Annotated in this window: 17 protein-coding genes; 9 read left to right on the top strand and 8 right to left on the bottom strand. The window is 70.7% G+C overall.

The window, feature by feature from the left end; all coding sequences use genetic code 11:
* Positions 1–16: 16 nt before the first annotated feature.
* Positions 17–550, bottom strand: coding sequence for a phosphoribosyltransferase (locus tag Q8Q77_RS14000; protein ID WP_305584228.1), 534 nt, complete (start codon positions 548–550; stop codon positions 17–19).
* Positions 543–1,442, bottom strand: a complete 900-nt coding sequence (locus tag Q8Q77_RS13995; RefSeq protein WP_305584226.1) for a DUF3426 domain-containing protein — start codon at positions 1,440–1,442, stop codon at positions 543–545. Before Q8Q77_RS13995 ends, Q8Q77_RS14000 begins: the two co-directional genes overlap by 8 nt.
* Positions 1,443–1,498: 56 nt before the next feature.
* Here Q8Q77_RS13995 and ftsE point away from each other — a divergent pair, with 56 nt between their 5' ends.
* From ftsE to Q8Q77_RS13975, 4 genes are read left to right on the top strand one after another with little or no spacing between them, the layout of a single operon-like run.
* Positions 1,499–2,221, top strand: a complete 723-nt coding sequence (ftsE, locus tag Q8Q77_RS13990; RefSeq protein WP_305584225.1) for a cell division ATP-binding protein FtsE — start codon at positions 1,499–1,501, stop codon at positions 2,219–2,221.
* Positions 2,218–3,108 (top strand): ABC transporter permease, encoded by an 891-nt coding sequence (locus tag Q8Q77_RS13985; protein WP_305584223.1) that lies wholly within the window; start codon positions 2,218–2,220, stop codon positions 3,106–3,108. Before ftsE ends, Q8Q77_RS13985 begins: the two co-directional genes overlap by 4 nt.
* Entirely contained in the window at positions 3,105–3,719 is a 615-nt protein-coding gene (locus Q8Q77_RS13980) for a YdcF family protein (RefSeq protein ID WP_305584222.1), read from the top strand. The genes Q8Q77_RS13985 and Q8Q77_RS13980 overlap by 4 nt, the downstream gene beginning before the upstream one ends.
* Before the next feature lie 5 nt (positions 3,720–3,724).
* Entirely contained in the window at positions 3,725–4,432 is a 708-nt protein-coding gene (locus Q8Q77_RS13975) for a 1-acyl-sn-glycerol-3-phosphate acyltransferase (RefSeq protein ID WP_305584221.1), read from the top strand.
* Positions 4,433–4,573: 141 nt separating this feature from the next.
* Here the strand turns inward: Q8Q77_RS13975 and Q8Q77_RS13970 are convergent, their stop codons facing one another.
* On the bottom strand, positions 4,574–5,113 hold the full coding sequence (locus Q8Q77_RS13970) for a gamma-glutamylcyclotransferase (protein WP_305584220.1): 540 nt from the start codon (positions 5,111–5,113) through the stop codon (positions 4,574–4,576).
* A gap of 73 nt (positions 5,114–5,186) precedes the next feature.
* Here Q8Q77_RS13970 and Q8Q77_RS13965 point away from each other — a divergent pair, with 73 nt between their 5' ends.
* Positions 5,187–6,179 (top strand): DUF2125 domain-containing protein, encoded by a 993-nt coding sequence (locus Q8Q77_RS13965; protein ID WP_305584218.1) that lies wholly within the window; start codon positions 5,187–5,189, stop codon positions 6,177–6,179.
* Here the strand turns inward: Q8Q77_RS13965 and Q8Q77_RS13960 are convergent.
* Positions 6,176–7,423, bottom strand: a complete 1,248-nt coding sequence (locus tag Q8Q77_RS13960; protein WP_305584217.1) for a Xaa-Pro peptidase family protein — start codon at positions 7,421–7,423, stop codon at positions 6,176–6,178. The genes Q8Q77_RS13965 and Q8Q77_RS13960 overlap by 4 nt on opposite strands.
* Before the next feature lie 193 nt (positions 7,424–7,616).
* Between Q8Q77_RS13960 and Q8Q77_RS13955 the strand changes: the two genes are divergently transcribed.
* Genes Q8Q77_RS13955 through Q8Q77_RS13945 form a run of 3 tightly spaced genes read left to right on the top strand, consistent with a single transcriptional unit; the run spans position 7,617 to position 10,519 of the window.
* Entirely contained in the window at positions 7,617–8,423 is an 807-nt protein-coding gene (locus Q8Q77_RS13955) for a chorismate mutase (protein ID WP_305584216.1), read from the top strand.
* 36 nt (positions 8,424–8,459) lie between these two features.
* Entirely contained in the window at positions 8,460–9,581 is a 1,122-nt protein-coding gene (hisC, locus tag Q8Q77_RS13950) for a histidinol-phosphate transaminase (RefSeq protein WP_305584215.1), read from the top strand.
* 5 nt (positions 9,582–9,586) lie between these two features.
* Positions 9,587–10,519 (top strand): prephenate/arogenate dehydrogenase family protein, encoded by a 933-nt coding sequence (locus tag Q8Q77_RS13945; protein WP_305584214.1) that lies wholly within the window; start codon positions 9,587–9,589, stop codon positions 10,517–10,519.
* Positions 10,520–10,539: 20 nt separating this feature from the next.
* Here the strand turns inward: Q8Q77_RS13945 and Q8Q77_RS13940 are convergent, their stop codons facing one another.
* Positions 10,540–12,564 carry an elongation factor G gene (locus tag Q8Q77_RS13940; protein ID WP_305584213.1) on the bottom strand — a complete coding sequence of 675 codons (2,025 nt, stop codon included), beginning with the start codon at positions 12,562–12,564 and terminating at the stop codon, positions 10,540–10,542.
* Between the two features lie 575 nt (positions 12,565–13,139).
* Positions 13,140–14,738 (bottom strand): pectate lyase, encoded by a 1,599-nt coding sequence (locus tag Q8Q77_RS13935; protein ID WP_305584212.1) that lies wholly within the window; start codon positions 14,736–14,738, stop codon positions 13,140–13,142.
* 129 nt (positions 14,739–14,867) lie between these two features.
* Here Q8Q77_RS13935 and Q8Q77_RS13930 point away from each other — a divergent pair, with 129 nt between their 5' ends.
* A complete protein-coding gene (locus tag Q8Q77_RS13930) occupies positions 14,868–15,824 on the top strand; it encodes a Coq4 family protein (protein ID WP_305584211.1) in 957 nt (318 codons plus the stop codon).
* 173 nt (positions 15,825–15,997) lie between these two features.
* On the opposite strand, the gene Q8Q77_RS13925 is transcribed toward Q8Q77_RS13930, so the two are convergent.
* Positions 15,998–18,706, bottom strand: coding sequence for an ATP-dependent DNA helicase (locus tag Q8Q77_RS13925; RefSeq protein WP_305584273.1), 2,709 nt, complete (start codon positions 18,704–18,706; stop codon positions 15,998–16,000).
* A 102-nt stretch (positions 18,707–18,808) separates the two neighbouring features.
* Positions 18,809–19,864: a Cj0069 family protein gene (locus Q8Q77_RS13920; protein WP_305584210.1), complete on the bottom strand. Its 1,056-nt coding sequence runs from the start codon at positions 19,862–19,864 to the stop codon at positions 18,809–18,811.
* Positions 19,865–19,957 lie beyond the last annotated feature (93 nt).

Below are 19,957 nucleotides of genomic sequence, written 5' to 3'. Positions count from 1 at the left end.
GGCGCGTCCTGAACTCCTAGTCCAGAGCCGCGATATAGGGCAGGCCGCGCAGCCGTCCGCCCGCGTCCATGCCGTAGCCAACCAGATAGCGGGCCGGGGCCTCCCAGGCCACGAAGTCCGGCACGATGGCGCGCGGCGTGGGCCAGGGCTTGGTGGCGAAGACCGCGGTGAGCGCACGGCTGGCGCCGGCGTCGGTGACCAGGCGCTGGGCCTCCGACAGCGACAGGCCGGTGTCGATGACGTCGTCGATGATCAGGGCCGTCCGGCCCGCAAGCGGTCGCTGCAGATCGGCGCGGACCTCGCAGCGGCCGAGGCTGGCGCGCTCGTCGCCGTAGGAGGCCAGCCACAGGGCGTCGAACCGGACGTTGCGGCCGGCCCGCGACAGGGCCCGGGTCAGGTCGGAAGCGAACCACAGGCCGCCGGTCAACAGGCAGACGGCCACCGTATCGTCGTCGATATGCGGCGCGATCTCGCGCGCCAGGGCCTCGACCCGCGAGGCCACCTCGGCCTCGCTGAGCAGCATCACCGGCTGCGGCAGCGGCTCAGTCATGGGCCTGCAGGGCGTCGGGCGAACCTGGCGGCAGGGGTTTGGCCTCCACCGGGGCCGGGGCCAGGCTCTGGGTCACGGCGGGCGGATCGGCGGCGTGGCGCAGGGCCGGCGCCTCGTGATGCGTGGCCGCCTTGCCATGGGCCGGATCGTCCTGGACGACCTTGACCTTCTTGATGGGATCGGGCGGGGCGAAGGCCACTTCCAGCACCTTGGCCGTAGTCGGCGGGTCCAGCAGGGCGATGGCGAAGTGTCGGGTCTCCCCGGGCGGGATCTTGGCGTCGGCGGGGCGGGCGATCTTGGTGACCACCGCCTTGCCGTCCCCGTCCAGCAGGCTGATGCGCATGGGCGGGGCCACGACGGGCTCGTCCTGGATGTTGCGGATCATTCCCGAGACCGAAAGCGCGGCATGGCCTTCCTGCAGGGACGGCTCGAAGCGCACGCCTTCGATCACCAGGCCCAGGCTGTTCACCGGCTGGCCGACGAAGGCGAAGGCGCTGGCCGTGCGCGGCCAGATGCGCACCACGTCGACGCGGAACACGAAGGCCACGGCCAGCAGCACCAGCAGGGCCGCGGCCAGGCCCGCCCAGATGATCCCGGTGGCGGCGGCCTCACGGACCCGGCGCTCGGTGTCGGCCTTGGCGCGGAACACCTTGGGCAGGACCTCGCCCGGCAATTCGCTGATCGGGACGTCTTCGTGCGCTTCGATGTCCGGCGCAGGCTCTCGGGCGACAGCGCCTTCGTCGCTGGAAACCTCAAGGTTCAGGGCCGGAGTCTCAGGCAGCGCGGTCCACCGCGCACCGCAGCTGGCGCATTTCACGGCCCGGCCGGCTTCGGGGATCCTGGAATCATCCACGAAATAGCTGGTGGCGCACTCTGGACAGGTCAGTATCATGACGGCCGAATCGGACGCTCCAGCAACCTCAACCGAGGTCGCCGATTTCGGTCCTCATGTCCAGAAACACGCATGTTCAGGGCGCGTTCGACGCCGATCCCGCCGTGGTCCGCTTCGATGACGTGTCGATGCGATATGGCCGTGCCCCCGAGACGCTGAAGGACCTTACCTTCTCATTGGCGCCCGGGTCTTTCCATTTCGTCACTGGGGCCTCCGGAGCGGGCAAGACGTCGCTGCTGAAGCTGATCTTCCTGGCCGCCAAGCCCTCGAAGGGGCTGCTGCACCTGTTCGGCCAGGACGTGTCGGCCATAGCGGCGAAGGAGCAACCGTTCCTGCGCCGCCGGATCGGGGTGGTCTACCAGGAGTTCAAGCTGCTGGAGCACCTGTCGGCCTTCGACAACACCGCCCTGCCGCTGCGCATCGCCGGCCGCAAGCCGGAGAGCTATCGCCAGGACGTGGCCGAACTGCTGACCTGGGTCGGCCTGCGCTCGCGGATGCACGCCATGCCCGCGACCCTGGCCGGGGGCGAGAAGCAGCGCCTCGCCATCGCCCGCGCCGTGGTCAACCGACCCGACATCCTGCTGGCCGACGAACCCACCGGCAATGTTGACCACGAGATGGGCCTGCGCATCCTGCGGCTGTTCGTGGAGTTGAACCGGCTGGGGACCACCATCCTCATCGCCACCCATGACCAGGACCTGGTGGCGCGCTCAGGCATGCCGGTGCTGCACCTGGATGAGGGCCGCCTGACCCGGCTGCCGGCCGGAGGCGAGGGGTGAGCGAGTTCGACACCGAACGTTGGCGGCCCGCGCCCTTCCTGCCCGAGGCCGACGCCAAGGACGGCTCGCTGGTCTTCGTGGTGGCGACCCTGTGCTTCCTGGCCTGCCTGACCCTGCTGGCCGTGCTGGCCGCCGACCGCGCCGCACGCGGCTGGACCGGGCACCTGACCAATGAGGCGACGGTGATCGTGCGGCCCAAGACCAATGAGACGCCCGACGGCGCCGCGGCCCGGGCGGCCGAAACCCTGGCCGGAGTGCCCGGCGTGGTCGAGGCCCGCGCCCTGGAGAAGGAAAAGGCCGAGGCCCTGATCGCCCCCTGGCTCGGCGACGCGGCCGACCTGGAGGACCTGCCGATCCCCCGGCTGGTCTCCGTGCTGCTGGACCCCGAGGGGCCGGCCACCGGCCAGGCCCTGGACAGCGCCCTGAAGGCCCAGGGGCTGGACGCCATCGTCGACGACCACTCGGTCTGGATGAAGGATATCGAACGCTCCGCCGACACGGCGCGGGCCATCGGCGGCGCGGTCTTCACGCTGATCGCGGTGGCGGCGGGCGCGGTGGTGGCCTTCGCCACCCGCGCGGGCCTGGCCGCGCGCCGGGAGGTGGTGGAGGTCCTGCACCTTTCCGGCGCCGAGGACGCCTTCATCGCCGGCCTGTTCCAGATCCGCTTCGCGCGCATGGCCGCCACGGCGGGCTTGTTCGGAGCGGGCGCGGCGGCGATCATGGGGGCCATGCTACGTGTCGCGGGGGGAGGCGACGGCTTGACGCCCGTATTGCCCATCGCCTGGATCGACTTGCTCGCCGTGGCGCCCGCGCCCCTGGCCGCGGCGGGCGTGGCGGCGATCTCCGCGCGCCTGACCGCCCAGGCCCTGATCCGGGACATGATGTGAAACCGCTGGCGGCCCTCCTGGTGCTCGCCGTCATCTGGGCGGTGGGGCTGTTCGCCTTCACCGAGCGGGTGGCGCGCTCGACGCCCGCCCGCGAACCCGCGCGCGCCGATGGAGTGGTGGCCCTGACCGGGGCCGGCTCCAATGAGCGGATCGGCGCGGCCATGGAGTTGCTGGAAGAGGGCAAGGCCCGGCGGATGCTGGTGTCCGGCGTCAACCGAGAGGCCAGCCGCGAGGACATCCGCACTGTCAGCCGCGCCGTTCGCCGGCTGTACGACTGCTGCGTCGACCTGGGCTTCAACGCCGCCGACACCGTGGGCAACGCCCGCGAGACCCAGGAGTGGGCCCGCTCGCTGCGCTATGACAGCCTGATCGTGGTGACGGCCGACTACCACATGCCCCGCGCCATGCTGGAGCTGCGCGGCGCCATGCCCGACACCAGGCTGGCGGCCTATCCGGTGGCGACCTCGGTGGTCGACGCCAACCGCTGGTGGCGCACTTCGGCCGATGTGCGGCTGATGGTGGGCGAGTACATGAAATACCTGGCGATCCTCGGCCGCGAGGCGATCCTGGGACTCGGCCCCGACGACAAGCCGGCGGCGAAGAAAGGCTGACCTCTTTGACGACCTTGCGCTCCCTCGTCTTCGTGATCCTGTTCTATCTGTGGTCGATCTTCGTCGCCGTCGGCCTGTCGCCGGTGCTGTTCGGCCCGCGCGCCTGGACGATGACCCTGATCGGCGTCTGGGGAAAAGGCATCGTCTGGCTGCTGGAGCTCTGCTGCGGCATCAAGGTCGAGGTGCGCGGCAAGCAGCACATGCCCAGGGGCGCGGCCCTGGTCGCCTCCAAGCACCAGTGCATGTTCGACGTCTTCGCCCAGTTCTCCTGGCTGCCGGACGCCTGCTTCGTCACCAAGAAGGAGCTCATGTGGATCCCCTTCTTCAGCTGGTGGGCCATGCGGGCGCAAATGATCGTCGTCGACCGCGGCGGCCACGCCACCGCCCTGCGCAAGCTGATCCGCGACTCCAAGAAGCGCTTCGTCGACGACCGCCAGCTGCTGATCTTCCCGGAAGGCACCCGCACCGCGCCCGGCGCGGCGCCCGACTACAAGCCGGGCGTCGCGGCCCTCTATCGCGAGATCGACGTACCGGTGCATCCGGTGGCCACCAACTCCGGCGTTCACTGGCCCAAGCACGGCTTCCTGCGCAAGCCGGGGACCATCGTCTTCGAATACCTCGAACCCATCGCGCCCGGCCTGAAGCGGGCGGAGTTCATGCGCCTGCTGCAAGACCGCATCGAGACAGCGTCGAACAAGCTGCTGGAGCTGTAGCTTCTCTTCCCTCCTCTTTATGGGGAGGGACCGGCGGCGAAGCCGCCAGGGTGGGGAAGTCCGGCAGGTGCGCGGAAGCTTCCGGCTTCCCCACCCTCGACCGCTGCGCGGTCTGCCCTCCCCACAAGGAGGAGGGATGAGTCACCGCCCCGCCAGCTCCCGGGCCTCGACCATGGCCAGCAGGATCTCCATGGCGTGGTCGCGCACCCCCTCCTCGCGCAGGTGCTCCACCAGGTCGCGCAGGTATTCGACGTTTCGGCCCGACAGCCCGGTCGCCCCGGCGATCAGCTCGGCCTGGCGTTCGAGGGAGAGCGCGCCGGCCCACTGCGGGTGATGGACGTCGGAGAAGAACACCAGGGTTGCTACTCGCCGGCCGTCGGCCAGGCGGATGTTCCCCGCCCCCTCCACATAGGTCTCGGTCGGCTGTTCACGCTCACGGAGATAGGCGTAGACCTCGGGCCAGTCGGCCTCGGCGATCCGATAGGCCGCCCCGCGCACCGCGCCGCCGGGCGCGAGCCCCAGGACCAGGCCGGGGCGTTGATAGGTGCCGCGATGGTGCACCGAATAGATGCAGAACGCCCGCCTTCGCCCGTGTAGGGTCGCAGGCTGGCGCTCCTGGAACGCAAACCCCGGACGCCACATCAGTGACCCGTAACCAAAGACCCACCGCTCAACCGACATGGCCCGCCGCGCAACACCCATTCCGCCCGCCCCTCCTGTGCCCGATCCGGACCCGCCCCGCAAACGCGGACGCATGGGTCTGTACGCGCCGTTCCTGGTCGCCTTCGCCGCAGCCGTCGTGTGGAGCGGCTTCTGGCTCTACCTGCACCGCGAGACGCGGCTGCGGATGGATGCGGGCGCCCAGACCCTGCGCGACGCCGGCTACCAGGTCGACTGGAAGGAACGGCGGATCACCGGCTATCCCTTCCGGTTGAACGTCACCCTGCTGGAGGCCAGCGTCCGCGAGCCTTCCGGCTGGGCGCTGACCACGCCGCGGCTGGAGACCCAGGCCTATGTCCACGCCCTGGGAACCTGGGTGCTGGCGACCCCCGACGGCTTCGATTTCGTGCGGCCGATCGGCGGCCCGGTGAGGGTGAACGGCGAACTTCTGCACGCCAGCCTCTCGCACCTGGACAAGCATCCGCCCAACCTCTCCTTCGAGGGGCGGAAGCTCACCTTCACCCCCGCGCCCGGCGCGCAGCCCTTCGCGCTCATCGCCGCCGACAAGGTCGAGACCCATCTGCGCGCCGGTCCGGACGACCAGGGCGCCGTGCTGTTCCGGGTCGACAACGGCAAGGCCCGGCTGTCGGGCCTGTTCGCGCGGATCGCTGGAGATCGGCCGGTCTCCATGGTCTGGGACTCAACCCTCACCAAGATGAGCGCCTTCACGGGCGCCGACTGGCCCTCGGCGGTGAAGGCCTGGAACGGGGCTGGCGGCGTCATGAACGTGCGCCAGGCCGGACTGACGGCGGGGTCGGCGGTGGTCGGCGCCCAGGCCGGCACCCTCGGCGTCGGTTATGACGGCCGGCTGTCAGGCTCGCTGAACGTCACGCTTCGGGAGGCGCCTCAGGCCCTGACGGCCATGGCCCAGACCGGGATGATACGGCCGGAGGCGGCGCTGGCCGCCGCCGCCGTGGCCGCCGCGCGTCAGGGCGCCGGCGACGTCGCCCAGGCCACGATAACCTTCCAGGCCGGCCAGACCACGCTCGGCCCCGTCGCCATCGGCCCCGCGCCCAAGGTGTATTAGCCGAACGGCTTGTCCAGGGACGGCGGCGGGACCGAGAACCATTTCGGGCCGCCCGGCGTCATGTGCAGGCAGTCCTCCAGCCGCACACCGAACTCGCCGGGCAGGTAGAGGCCCGGTTCATCGGACAGGCACATGCCCGGCGCGAGCTTCGTCGCCTCGCCGTGCACGAAGTTGACTGGCTCGTGGCCGTCCAGGCCGATGCCATGGCCGGTGCGGTGGGAGAGGCCGGGCAGGCGATAGCGCGGGCCGTAGCCCAGCGGCTCGTAATAGGCCCTGACCGCGTCGTCGACCGCGCCGGCGGCGACCCCGACCTGGGCGGTCTCGAAGGCGATCTGCTGGCCGCGACGGACATGCTCCCACACCTGGCGCTGCTTCCTCGTCGGCTCGCCGAACACGAAGGTGCGCGAAATGTCGGACTGGTAGCCTTCCACAGTGCAGCCGCAGTCCATCAACACCACCTCGCCCTCGCCAACCGTCTGGGGCTTGCCCGAGCCGTGCGGATAGGCGCTGGCCTCGCCCAGCAGGATCAACTCGAATTCCGGATCGCCGCCGAGCGCCGCGGTCGCGCGGTTCATGATCGCGCCGATGTCGCGGGGCGTCATGCCCTTCTCGATCTTCGGCCAGGTGTAGCGATAGGCCGCGATAGTGATGTCGCTGGCCGTCTGCATCAGGGCGATCTCGGCCGGCGACTTGATCATCCGGCAGCCGCGCACCACCGGCGCGCCGGAGACAATCCTGGCGCCCGGAAGCAAGCGGGCCAGGCCGTCGCTGACGAAGAACCGCACCGTCTCCTCGACCCCGATCTTGCCGGCGGCGAGCTTGCGTTCCTTCAGCCAGCCGGCGACCACAGCGGCGGGGTTCTCGTCCTCCTGCCAGACGCGGACCTCGGCGGGCACGGCCAGGGTCTCGCGGATCGACGGCTCCTCGAAGTGGGGCGTTACGATCAACAGATCGTCCTCGACGGGGATGATCGCGGCGGTGACCCGCTCGCTGCGGTTCCACCGCACGCCGGTGAAGTAGGTGAGCGCGGCGCCGGGCTCCACGACCAGGGCCGAAAGGCCCTGGGCCTTCATCAGGCCCTGCGCCTTGGCCATCCGGGCCAGGCGTTCGGCCCGGCTGATCGGGACGACGCCGCCGGTCATCGGCGCCAGGCCGTCGGCCTGGGCCAGGGCGGGAAGGCCGGTGGCCAGGGCCAATCCGCCGCCGCCGGCCAGGCTCAGGAACTGTCTGCGATCTGCGCGCACGAAAGGCCTCCCCAACGTCGGAGGCGAAGTGCTGGCATGGGTCGTAAGCGTCGTCCAGGCGGACGAACCAGCGCGTGGTCGGGCGGCCGGCGCCGCCAACCGGTTTCCGCTGCAACTTTTTTGCGGCGTTCGGGCCTATTGCACGCTCCGCCGCAATGACCTAAGCGCCAAACCTTCGTTTTCGGGGGACAAAATGGCCGACGCCGATCCCAAGCCCGCTGCGCCGTCGCTGGACGTTGTGCGCGCGCGCATCGACGCGATCGACGCCGCCCTGCTGGCCCTGGTCGACGAACGCGCCGCGCTGGCGGTGCAGGTCGCCGCCGCCAAGGCCGCCGCCGGCGACGGCGACAAGTTCGGCCTGCGCCCCGGCCGCGAGACCCAACTGCTGCGCAAGCTGCTGGCCACGCCGCGCGACGCCGCCCGGCCCAGCCTGGTGGTCCGGCTGTGGCGCGAGCTAATCGGCGACAGCCTCTCGCGCCAGGGTCCCTTCCACCTCGCCGTCTGGGGCGGCCGCGATCCCTCCCGCATCGTCGAGGCCGCGCGCCTGCGGTTCGGCGCCGCGCCGCTGCTCAAGGTCGCCGCCAAGGCCGAGGACGCCATCGGCGCGGCCCGGTCGCAGGGCGGCGTGGCGATCCTGGCCCTGGCCGGAGACACCCCCTGGTGGGGCCGGTTGCTGGCCGAGCCGAAGCTGCGGGTGTTCGCGGCCCTGCCCTGCCTCGTCGCCTGGGGTCCGCAATCGAGCCTGGCGGTGGCCCAGGTCGAGGTCGAACCCACGGGCGACGACCGGACCTTCTGGGTCACCGACGCGCCGGGCAGCAGCGCCGCCATCGAGGAGGCCCTGGGCCGCGACGGTGTCGCCGGCGACCTGATCGCCGAGGTCGGCGGCCTCAAGCTCTTCGCCCTGATGGGCTTCTACCAGGAGGGCGACGAGCGCCTGGCCCGCGCACCGGGCCGACTTTCCGGCGTGATCGGGGCTGCGCCTGCGCCCTTCGACGTGTAAGAGCGGGCCAAGCTTCCTCCGCCACCGTTGGGACCCATGTCCGATATCGTCATCGACCGCGCCGCCGCGCCCCGGCCCACGCCCAAGGCCGGCATCCTCGAGATCGCCCCCTATGTGCCGGGCAAATCGAAGATCGACGGCGTCGAGCATCCCCTGAAGCTGTCGGCCAACGAGAACATCCTGGGCTCCAGCCCCAAGGCCCGCGAGGCCTTCGGCTCGGCTGTCGACCAGCTGCACATGTACCCCGACGGGCGCACCACCGTCCTGCGCGACGCCCTATGCGAGACCTATGGCCTGGAGCCGGAGCGCCTGCTGTTCGGCTGCGGCTCGGACGAGATATTCCAGCTCCTGAACCAGGCCTTCCTGGAGCCCGGCGACAACATCGTGCAGGGCGAGTTCGGCTTCGGCGCCTACGCCATCGGCGCACGGGCCTGCCAGGCGCAGGTGCGCACCGCCCGCGAGCCCGACTACCGCATCGACGTCGACGAGCTGCTGAAGCAGGTCGACAGCCGCACACGCCTAGTGTTCATCGCCAACCCGGCCAACCCAACCGGAACCTGGATTCCGGGCTCAGAGATCCGCCGCCTGCACGCGGCCCTGCCCCCCAGCGTCGTGCTGGTGCTGGACGGCGCCTATGCCGAGTTCGCCAACGACCCGGCCTTCGAGGACGGGATGAGCATGGTGCGCGAGTTCGAGAACGTCGTGGTGACCCGCACATTCTCGAAACTGCACGGCCTGGCCGCCCTGCGGGTGGGCTGGGGCTACATGCCCGCCGAGATGGCGGGCGCTGTCGACCGCATCCGCCTGCCCTTCAACGTCAACATCCCGGCCCAGCTCGCCGCCGTCGCGGCCCTGGGCGACACCGAGTTCCAGGAGCGCTCCCTGGCCCTGGTCGAGCGCGGGCGGGCCTGGCTGAACCAGCAACTGGGCGGACTCGGCCTCGATGTCGTGCCGTCGGCCGCGAACTTCGTGCTGGTCGGCTTCCCCAAGACGCCCGGCAAGACCGCTAGGGAGGCCGAGGCCTTCCTAGCCTCGCGCGGGCTGATCGTCCGGGGTGTCGGCGGCTACGGCCTGCCCGACCACCTGCGGGTGACCATCGGCCTGGAAGAGCACAATCGCGCCGTGGTCGAGGCGCTGTCCGACTTCATGAAGGGCTGAGCGGCGTGACGGACGTGACCTATCCGAAGATTGCGGTGATCGGTTGCGGCCTGATCGGCTCGTCGGTGATCCGCGCCGCCCGCGAACGCGGCGTGGTCGAGCATGTGGCCGTGGCGGACGCCAGCGCCGCGCACCGCGCCCGGATCGTGGAGCTGGGTTTCGCCGACCTCGTCACCGGCGATATCGCCGAAGCCGTGGCCGACGCCGACCTGGTGCTGTTCGCCGTGCCCGTGCTGGCCATGGGCGAAGCCGCGAAGGCCGCCGCCGCCGCCATGAAGCCAGGCGCCACGGCCACCGACGTCGGATCGGTCAAGGGCTCGGTCGCCGTGGCCCTGGCCGCGGCCCTGCCCGACAACGTCTTCGTCATCCCGGGCCACCCCATCGCCGGCACGGAGCACTCCGGGCCTGACGCGGGCCTGGCCGAACTGTTCGAGAACCGCTGGGTGATCCTGACGCCGCAGCCGCGCCAGGACGACGCCTATCTGGAGGCGGTCGGCCGCCTCGCCGAGTTCTGGCGGTCGCTGGGCGCCAACGTCGAACAGATGGACGACCGCCATCATGACCTGGTCCTGGCCGTCACCAGCCACCTACCCCACCTGATCGCCTACAACATCGTCGGCACCGCCGCCGATATGGAGGAGGTCACCCAAGCGGAGGTGATGAAGTACTCCGCTGGCGGCTTCCGAGACTTCACCCGCATCGCCGCCTCGGATCCCACCATGTGGCGCGACGTGTTCGTGGCCAACAAGGACGCGGTGCTGGAGATCTTGGGCCGCTTTACCGAGGACCTCCAGGCCCTGTCGCGCGCTATCCGCTGGGGCGAGGCCGACAAGCTGCACGAACTCTTCACGCGGACCCGCGAAATCCGCCGCGGCATCATCGCGGCTGGCCAGGAAAGCGCCGAGCCCAACTTCGGCCGCGACCGGGGCAAGCACTAGGCCCGCCCCGGCGCCGGCGACTAAGCCGCGGCGCTGCGGCTTACCTCCTCGGCCAGGCGACCCGTGAGCTCGGCCATGTGGTCGAACTCGGCGGTGAAGTCGCCCAGGCCCTGGGTCAGGCCGCGCAGCTCGGCGATCAGCTCCTGGCGCTCGTGGCGCGGCAGGCAGACCTCGATCTCGTCCCAGCCGGACCAGCCCTCGCGGGGGGTGAAGCCGAGGATCTGGCCACGCCGGGCGGAGATCGCCTGGGTGATCTTGGAGGTGCTGGCGGACGGCGCGTTGATGTGCAGCTTCTCCACCGGCTCGAGCAGATAGGCCCCGCAGACGGCGAGGCCCTCGCTCATGGCCAGACGTCCGGCCTGGCGGAAGGCCATCTCGGAGGAGTCGACGCTGTGATAGGAGCCGTCGGTCAACACCACCTCCACGTCGGTCACCGGGAAGCCCAGCGGCCCCTTCTGCATGGCGTCGCGCACGCCCTGCTCCACAGCCGGGATCCACTGCTTGGGCACCACCCCACCGGTGATCCTCTGCGAGAAGGCGAAGCCGGAGCCCCGCGGCAGCGGCTTGATCTCGATGACCACGTCGCCGAACTGGCCGTGGCCGCCGGTCTGCTTCTTGTGGCGCCCGCGCTGGGTGACGCCTTTGCGGATCGACTCCCGATACGAGATCTTGGGCGCCGTGGTCGCCGCCTCCACGTTGAATCGCCGGCGCAGGCGCTCCAGGGTCACCTGCACATGGGCCTCGCCCTGGCCGAAGATCAGGGTCTCCTGGGTCTCCGGATCGAGCACCATACGCAGGGTCGGATCCTCCTCGGCGAGCTTGGTGAGCGCCGCCGACATCCGCACGTCGTCCTTGCGGTCCTTGGCCGCCACCGCCATCGCATAGAGGTGCAGCGGCTCACGGAAGTTGAGCTGCGGCGTGCGCGCCTTGCCGTCGAAGGAAAGCACCTGGCCCGCCCGGGCGGCCTCGATCTTGGCGATGGCGATGACGTCGCCGGCCGCCGCGTGATCGACCTTCTTGGTCGCGCCGCCGCTCACCGTGAACAGCCCGCCCGCCCGGCTGCGCTCGCCGTTCGAGGCGGTCAGCTCCTCGCCGTCCTTCAGGGACCCGCCCAGGATGCGGGCGTAGGAGAGCTTGCCCGCCTGGCCGGCGTAGGAGGTCTTGAAGACATAGGCGCAGGGGCCGTCCAGCCCCAGCCGCGCGGCGGCCTGGGAGACCTCGGGCGTCTCGTGGCGCAGGGCCTTCAGCAGCCGGCGCACCCCAAAGCCGTTGGAGGCCGAGCCGAAGAACACCGGCACGATCTGGCCCTGGTTCATCTCGGCCACCAGGTCAGCGAACACCAGGTCCCGGCTGGGGGTGAGATCGGAGAGGAGTTGCTCCATCAGGGCGTCGTCGTAGTCGGCCATCTGCTCCAGCATGTGGAACCGGGCCTCAGCCTCCAGCTCGGCCACGTCCTGCGGCAGGTCGACGATCTGCGAGGGTTGGCCGGGCCGGTAGATGTAGGCGCGCTCCAGCGCCAGATCGACGAAGCCGGTGACGTGCTCCTTGTCGATCAGCGGGATCTGGCGAGCCACCACGGGGGCGGCGCTGGCCGGACCAAGCGCGGCCATGAAGGCGTCCAGCGGTCCGCGCGCCTGATCGATCTTGTTGACGAACACCGCGCGGGGCACGCCCAGCCGCTCCAGTTCCTTGAAGATCGGCTGCAGCAGGGCCGCGCGGCCCGGATGCGGATCGGCCACCACCACCACCAGGTCGACGGCGGGGAGCACCAGGTCCTCTGCGGCGGCGAACTCCGTCGAGCCGGGGCAATCGATGACCGCATAGCGGTCGCCCATGAACTCGAAGCCCGCCAGGTTCAGCTCCACCGACTGGCCGCGCGCACGCGCCTCGGGGGTCGCATCGCCGACGCTGGAAGCGCCGACCTCGCCCTGACGGGCGATGGCGCCGCTCGCAAACAGCATGGCTTCGAGAAGAGTCGTCTTGCCGGCTCCGGCCGCTCCCACAAGAGCGATGGTGCGTACCGAGCCAGGATCACGCTTACCCATGACCTGTCCTCCGTGAACGGGGCGTCCGCACGGAAGCCGACGCCTCCAAGTCCGATGCAACGCCCGCTTCGGAGCCGATGCAAGGCGCCTAAACGTGAAAGGCGAGTTGGCGGAGGGAACGAAGCGCTCCGCCATGCCCTAATGAGGGTGTCGTTTTCTTGCCTATGAGGGCAGTCGCAATGACGCCCAGCGAGCTACGGCAATCCAACATCGAACTCTTCAGGCTGCTCCTTGAACGGACGAGCGACCCCATCGAGCGCTTGCGGATAGAACGGTTGCGTGATGAGGAGCGGTTGAAACCGGACGGCGCTTATCGGCCATCCACGGGCGAGCGTATCCCGCGCCCGTTGCATGGCTACGAGCCATGGCCTCCGGGTCGAAATCTGTGAGGGCGGAAAGCTACTCTGGACTGAACGGGTTTAGCCAACAGCGTGCAGGAAGCGGCGCGTCGCCAAGCGGGCGTCACTCACGGTCCGAATCGGGAGGGCGGTGAGACCCCTCATCCGACCCCCTGCGGGGCCACCTTCTCCGGCAAGGTGAGAAGGATCGTGACGTCACCCTACTGAGCCCGAACCCTACCCGCCCGCGTCCAACTGCCCGATCAACAGGCCCATGTTCTTGATGAAGGCCGAGGTCGAGATGCCCATGACCGGGGTGTCGGTGGGATAGGGCGAGGTGTCGTAGGCGTCGCCCCCATGAGTCGTCGCGTAGTCGCCCGGTGTCGGCGTGGCGGGACCCGGGCCCTTATAGGGATGGCTGGTGGCGACCAGGGGCGTCGGCCACCAACCCTCCGCGTTCAGGCCCGCCACCAGGCGTGCGGCTTCCTCGAGCGAGGCCTTGAGCGGGGCCAGGGACTGGCCGCCGTTGAGGTCGGAGGTCGCCAGATCCTGGTTTGCGAAATAGCGCGGCAACGGGCCCTTGTGGGTCAGGGGCGAGTTCGCGGCCAGCTTATCGGGGGGCGTGGCCTTGAGCTTCTCGTAGCGCCTGCGCAGGGCCTCGACCTTCACCGCCCGGAAGGCGCCGTAGTGGCCCAGCGTCTTCTCCGGACTGCCGTCCACATAGTAGGCGCCGTTAACGACATTGGAGCCGCGGCGGTGGACATAGAGCGGCCGGTCGGTCCCGATCTCGATGAAGGTCGGATGGGTGCGGCCGTTCCGGGGTTCCGGCAGGGCGACCTTGGCCAGCCAGTCCAGAGCCTCGGGCACGCGGGCCAGGTACTTCGGATCGCCGGTCAGCTCGAAGAAGTTCATGAGCTGCTCGACATTGGTCGCCGTGGTGTGGGTGGCCAACGCCCTGGGCTCGTAGCTGCGGGCGGCGACGGGCTTGAGGTCGGCCAGGCTGTGCTGCAGGCCCCATCCGGCCTGGGGCGCCGGTTGCTGTGTGATCAGGAACACATCCATGGCCCGGCGGATCGCGCCGGCCGCGCGTGGATCGCCTAGGGTCTGGTTCAGCATGACCAGGAACTTGATGTTCTCCCCGGCCACGTCGTCATTGAAGGTGATGTGGCCCGTATAGTCCGCGCCATGGGCGGCGAACGGCCGCCCGGCCGGCCAGCGCTGCGGCCAGCCGCCGTTGGGATACTGGCTGTCCAGCACGAAGCCGACCGCGCGATCCAGGGCCGGCTTGAAGCGGGGATCGCGCTTCTCGAGATAGAGCCGCAGCAGGAATTGCATGGCCTCAGAAGTCCCGGCGTCGTCGAAGGTGCCGTTGCTCCAGTCGTGCTGGAATTCCTCCATCCGCCAGGCGTTGGCGCCGGTGGTGGCGTACCAGTCGGCCTTGGACGCCTCGCCGCCGAAGTCGATCAGGTAGTTCCAGCCGCCGGACGGGAGCTGGCCGTCCATCAGGGCCTGGGCCGCCTGGGTCGCGGCGGCGTAGTAAAAGTCATCGCCGGTGGCGTGATAGGCGTCGAGGAACAGGTGGCCCATGGTCCCGGTGCCCGGCGGCTGCACCCAGACCATGGTCGGCTTGGCCTCCAGCTCCCCCCAGCGGCGCGAGAAGTCCGGCAGGTAGGACCAGACGTAGCCGCCATGGACGGCGGCCTTGTCCGTCATGAAGGCGGTCGCCCGCTTCATGGCCGCCAGCACCTGCGCGCGGGAGGGGCCATCGGCCGCCTGGGCCGGCAGCGCCAGACCGGCGGCCAGGGTCGCGAGGATGAGCCGTCTGGTCGCGAGCATGGAGTCTCCCTGGTGTCTGGGTTGGCCGCATAATGACACCGGTGTCAGTCCTGGCAAGCGGGGCAGATTGATTTCCGTTCGGGAATGGTAGGCTCACTCTCCTCAACAGCCTGCGTCAGGGAGGCGGCCATGATCGACCCGCAGGCGCGAGAGCGCTTCGAGGACCAGGCCACCTGCGGCGGCGACGCCGCCGAGGCCCAGCGGCTGGCCATGGCCCTGAAGGCCGGGGAAGCTCCGGCTGGGCTGCAACTGGCCGCGCTGTGTGTGCACGTCGCCGCCGTCGCGCCGGAGCACCTGACCACGATCTATGACGGCGCGGCCGTGGGCTGGCTGGGCTGGCAGCCTCGCGGGCTCCTGGTCGAGGCCCCGGCCGGGACCGATAAGCCGGCGCCTGAGTTCTGGACCGAGTTCTGGGCCCGGGCCCTCGACACCGTCGGGGGCAAGGACGCGCTCGACGTCACCGCCCGCACCGCCGACCTGGCCGGCCGGCTCGCCCCCGCCTTCAGCCTGCGCGTCGCCGCCATGGCCGGCGCCTATGCCGGGGTGGCTCAGGCCGCGGCGGCGGGCTACCCGCGCAAGTTCACCCTGGAGACCCTGGCGCGGTGCCCGCGCGACTCGCTGGGCGGCGAATTCCACGCCCTGATCGTCGACAACGGCTTCGATCTGGAAGTGCTCGACCGCGAAGCCCTGGGCCTCGCAGGCCTGCCCGCCCCGCTCGACTATCTCAACGCCCGCATCCTGCAGTGCCACGACCTCTGGCACCTACTGGCCGGCTACCGCACGACCGCCCTGCACGAGGTGGCGATCTCGGCCTTCCAGATGGCCCAGTTCGGGCACCACTATTCCTCGATGTTCCTGGCGGTGGTCCTCACCAAGATCGCCGCGACCCAGCCGGCGGCCCTGCCCCTGTTCCTCGACACCATCCTCACGGCCTGGACCCACGGCCGCGAGACCCCGCCCCTGATCGGTCTGGACTGGGAAGCCATCTGGAACCGGCCGCTGGAGGCTCTGCGCAAGGAACTCGGCGTCACGGCCTATAGCTCGCCTCATCCGGCGGACCTGTTCGAGCAGCTTCGGGCGGCATAGGCGGCGGCCTAGATCCTCCCCCAGCGCGCAGCGCGGTTAGGGGGAGGTGGCGCGTCGCCTCTTTCGGCGCCGTGACGGCGGGGGATGAAACCCACAAACAAGCGTCAAAGTCCCCCTCAGTCGGCTGCGCCGACAGCTCCCCCAGCAGGGGAGCATCTGGTTGATGATCGACCCTAGCTCTCCGGCGTCCCGAGGAACTCGGTGATCGCCTCGATGGTCTCGACCAGCCCAAGCCGATCCACCCGCACGCCCTGCGGCAGGCCGGTGAACAGGCGGCTCGGGGACGAGGCGTCCAGCATCACGAAAACGCCCTTGTCGTCGGCCCGGCGGATCAGGCGGCCGAAGGCCTGGCTGATGCGGTTGCGGGCCACGCTGTCGTCATAGGTCTTGCCGCCGAACCGGACCCGGCGGGCCTTGTGCAGGATGTCGGGCCGGGGCCACGGCACCCGGTCGAAAACCAGCAGGCGCAGGCTGCGCCCCGGCACGTCGACGCCGTCCCGCACGGCGTCGGTGCCCAGCAGGCAGGAGTCCATCTCCGCCCGGAAGATGTCGACCAGAGCGCCGACCTCCAGGGGGTCCACGTGCTGGGCGTAGAGCGCCAAGCCCTTGTCGGCCAGAGGCGCGGCGATCCGCTCATGCACCGCGCGCAGGCGGCGGATGGCGGTGAACAGGCCCACGCCCCCGCCCCCGGCCGCCAGGAACAGCTCGCGCATGGCCGCGGCCACCTGGCGCGGGTCGTCGCGGCCGACATCGGTGACCACATAGGCCCGGCTGTTGGCGGCATAGTCGAAGGGCGAGGCGAGCTTCAGCGTCTTGGGCCGCTCGGGCAGGCGCGCGGCGCCGGTGCGCATCTCCGCGAGCGCGAAGGGATCGTCCAGGGCGGAGTCCGACAGGGTGGCGCTGGTCACCAGCACCCCATGCGCCGGCGCGATGACGGCGTTGGTCAGGGGCTCGGTCGGATCGACCCAGTGGCGGCGGCTGGCGGCGTCCACCACCCGGCCATAGAGGAAGGTGGCGTCGAACCAGTCGACGAAGTCGGGATCATCGTCGCTGTTCTCGTCGATGGCCTGCAGCATCGAGCGCCAGGCCGGCAGGGTCATGCGGCAGCGGCGGTCGAGGCCGCGCAGGGCGCCCTCGATCCGGCCCCGGTCGCTGGTGACGATCTGGGCGGCCTCCTCGTCCAGCAGGTCCTCCAGGTGGCGGGCGAGGGCCAGCAGCGGGGCCTCGATCTTGGCCAGCGCCACGGCCGCGTCGCGGGCGGTGACGCGCACCAGGTCGAGCGCCGGCCGGGCGGCGCACTCCATGCCGATCTCGGAGGCGGCCGAGCGCGCGCGAAGCTGCTCGATCATCGCCACCAGGAAGGACTCGATGGGCCCGATGGGGTTCACCTCGCCATTGGGCGGGGCGATGCGGCCGGACCAACCTTCACCCGGCAAGGCGGTCGCGGCGTTCAACGCATCCGTCAACGCCCGGCGCGCGTCCTCGCGGTCGCCCAGCATGTCCATCAGGCGGGCTTCCAGTCCCCGGCCCCGGCGGCCGCGCCCCTCCGGCCCGCGGATCCAGCGGCGCATCTCGGCCGACTCCGCCCCGGAGAGCGCGGCGGAAAAGGCCGCGTCGGCGGCGTCGAACAGGTGGTGGCCCTCGTCGAAGACGATGCGCTTGAGCTGGGTGGTCTCCCCGTCGGCCTTGGAGCCCCGCGCCGCCCGGGCGCCGTCGAAGGCGGCCTGGGTCAGGACCAGGGCGTGGTTGGCGATCACCAGGTCGGCCTTGCGCGACCCCCGGATCGCCTTCTCCACGAAACAGGTGCGGTAATGGGAGCAGCCGGCGTGGATGCACTCGCCGCGCCGATCCACCAGGTTGGCGGAGCTGGCCTGGGCGGCGGGCGGCACCGCGAACAGGGTGGGCAGCCAAGCCGGGAAGTCGCCGCCGGTCATGTCGCCGTCGCGGGTGGCCCGCGCCCAGCGGGCGGCCAGGCCCATGCCGATCAGGTCGGCCCCGCCCATCTGGGCGGTGTTGGCCACGTCCTGGAAATTCAGCAGGCAGAGATAGTTCTCGCGCCCCTTGCGGACCACGGCCTTCTTCGCCCGAACCTTGGGGTCCGGATAGATGGCGTGGCTCTCGCGCTCGATCTGCCGCTGCAGGGCGCGGGTGTAGGTCGAGACCCAGACCGCCGGCCCGTTGGCCTCGGCCCACAGCGAGGCCGGCGCCAGGTAGCCCAGGGTCTTGCCGATGCCGGTGCCGGCCTCGGCCAACATCATGCGCGGCTCGCCCTCGCGCTCGCGCGGCTGGAAGGCAAAGGCGGCCTCGGCGGCGAACTCCGACTGGGCGGGACGGGCCTCGTCAAGGCCGGCGCGCTGCAGCAGTTCGGCCAGGCGGGCGGAGGACTGTTCGGGCGTGAAGGGCTTGGAGGTCGCCTCGCCGGGCGGGGCCGAATCCTCCCACTCGGCGATCCGGCTCCAGACGTCGAGGCCCGAGGTGCGGAACTGGTTGCCCACCGGGGCAGAGCGCAGGGCGGCGACCACCGCAAGCCCCCAGGCCCAGCCGGCGCGGGCCAGGGTCTCGGCCACGGCCAGGGCCTCCTCGCGGCTGGGCTCGGGCGAGGCGGCCAGTTCGGCCAGCAGCAGCCGGCAAGCCTGCAGTAACGCCGCGGCCTGGGCGGTCGCGCCCTTGGGCTCGGGCAGCCCCAGCGCCAGGGCCATGCCCGCCGCCGAGGGCGCGCAGAACCTGGCGGGCCGCGTGAAGGCGAACAGCTCCAGGGCGTCGAACAGGCCGGGCGAGCGCCCCGGCGCGTGCAGCCCCAGCCGCTTGGCGGTCATGGACGCATGGGCCACCAGCACCGGCCCGTGCTCGAACAGGTCCCGCGCGTCCGGCGCCCGGATCATCTCGGCCCGCGTCGCATCGGCCGCCGCGGCGCGGGGGCCGGGCAGGACGACGAGGGCCGGGGCCAGGTCGAGATTCGAGGAGAGCGCGTTCACCCGAAACGATTAGCGGGTTTGGGTCCGGGAGTCAGCGGCGCGTTCTGGTTTTGATCCGACGCGCCGCGCCATCGCCCTGGCCAGCTCCTCAGGCGCTTCGTCGGGGATGGGGAACACCGAGCTGACATTGATCTCGCACAGGACATAGGTGTCCTCGCCAGCCGCGTCCTTGGGGCCGTAGAGGAAGTCGGCGTCCCAGATCACCGGCAGGGCCTCGATCTCCAGCAGCCGGGCCATGGCGGGCGTCCAGTCGCCCTCCATTCGGGCGCGCAGGGCCTGGAACGGGGGGTGGCCGGGGCCCGACATGATGCGGGGACCTGGCGGGCCGGCGTCGGCGGGCATCAGGCCGCGGATGATCTGGCGTCCGAAGCCCACGACGAGGTCCTCCGACATGTAGCAGCGGATCATCCCCTCCGGCAGGCGGGGCTGGAAGGCCTGGTCGATCAGCTTGCCGCCGCCGTCGAAATAGGCCCGGCACTCGTAGAGGAAGGCGCGCAGCGGCAGGATGCGGGGCTCGGCCTCGCCCCTCGCCTCCTGGACGCGCGCCATGCCGGCGTCGAGGAACTCGACCTTCCAGACCCCGATGCCGCCATTGCCCCGGTTCTGCTTCAGCACCCGAGCGCCCGAGGCCTCCAGCCGCGCGGGGAACTCGGTCTCGAAGGCGTCGCGGGTCTCGTAGAGCTGGGTGTCGGCGCCCCAGCCCAGGTCGCGGGTCCGATAGAGCACCTCCTTGACGCCCATCTTGAGGATGACGTCGGGATGGGCGCTGACCACGACGCCTGCCGCCGAGACCTCGCGTAGGACCTCGTCCAGCATGTCGCGCCGCTGGCCGCCGGAGATGGGATCGACCCAGACGAGGACGCCGTCCATCCGCAGCAGTTGCGCGCGGACCTCGTCGATCGTGTCCTCGGCGTAGACGCAGGCCTCGGCGGCGACGCCGTGGCGAGCCAGGGCCTCGAACACCGCCCTTTGGCGGCTGGTCGCGGGCGTGGCCTCGCGCCGGGCCTGAGCGTCGCCGCGCCAGACGATCGCCACCTTGCAGGATTGGGAATTGCCGTCAGCCATCTCACGCGCTCCTGTCCGGCGTGGAGCCGGACTCTCAGGAGCGGGTCTTGGACGGCCAGCCGTCTGCCCGGGCGCCCGCGTCAGCCCGGAGCC

It is taken from the genome of Phenylobacterium sp., assembly GCF_030698145.1.
In the GTDB taxonomy this organism is placed as follows: Bacteria; Pseudomonadota; Alphaproteobacteria; order Caulobacterales; family Caulobacteraceae; genus Phenylobacterium.
Note: the sequence above shows the minus strand (reverse complement) of the source record. Positions and strands in the feature narration are given on the sequence as shown.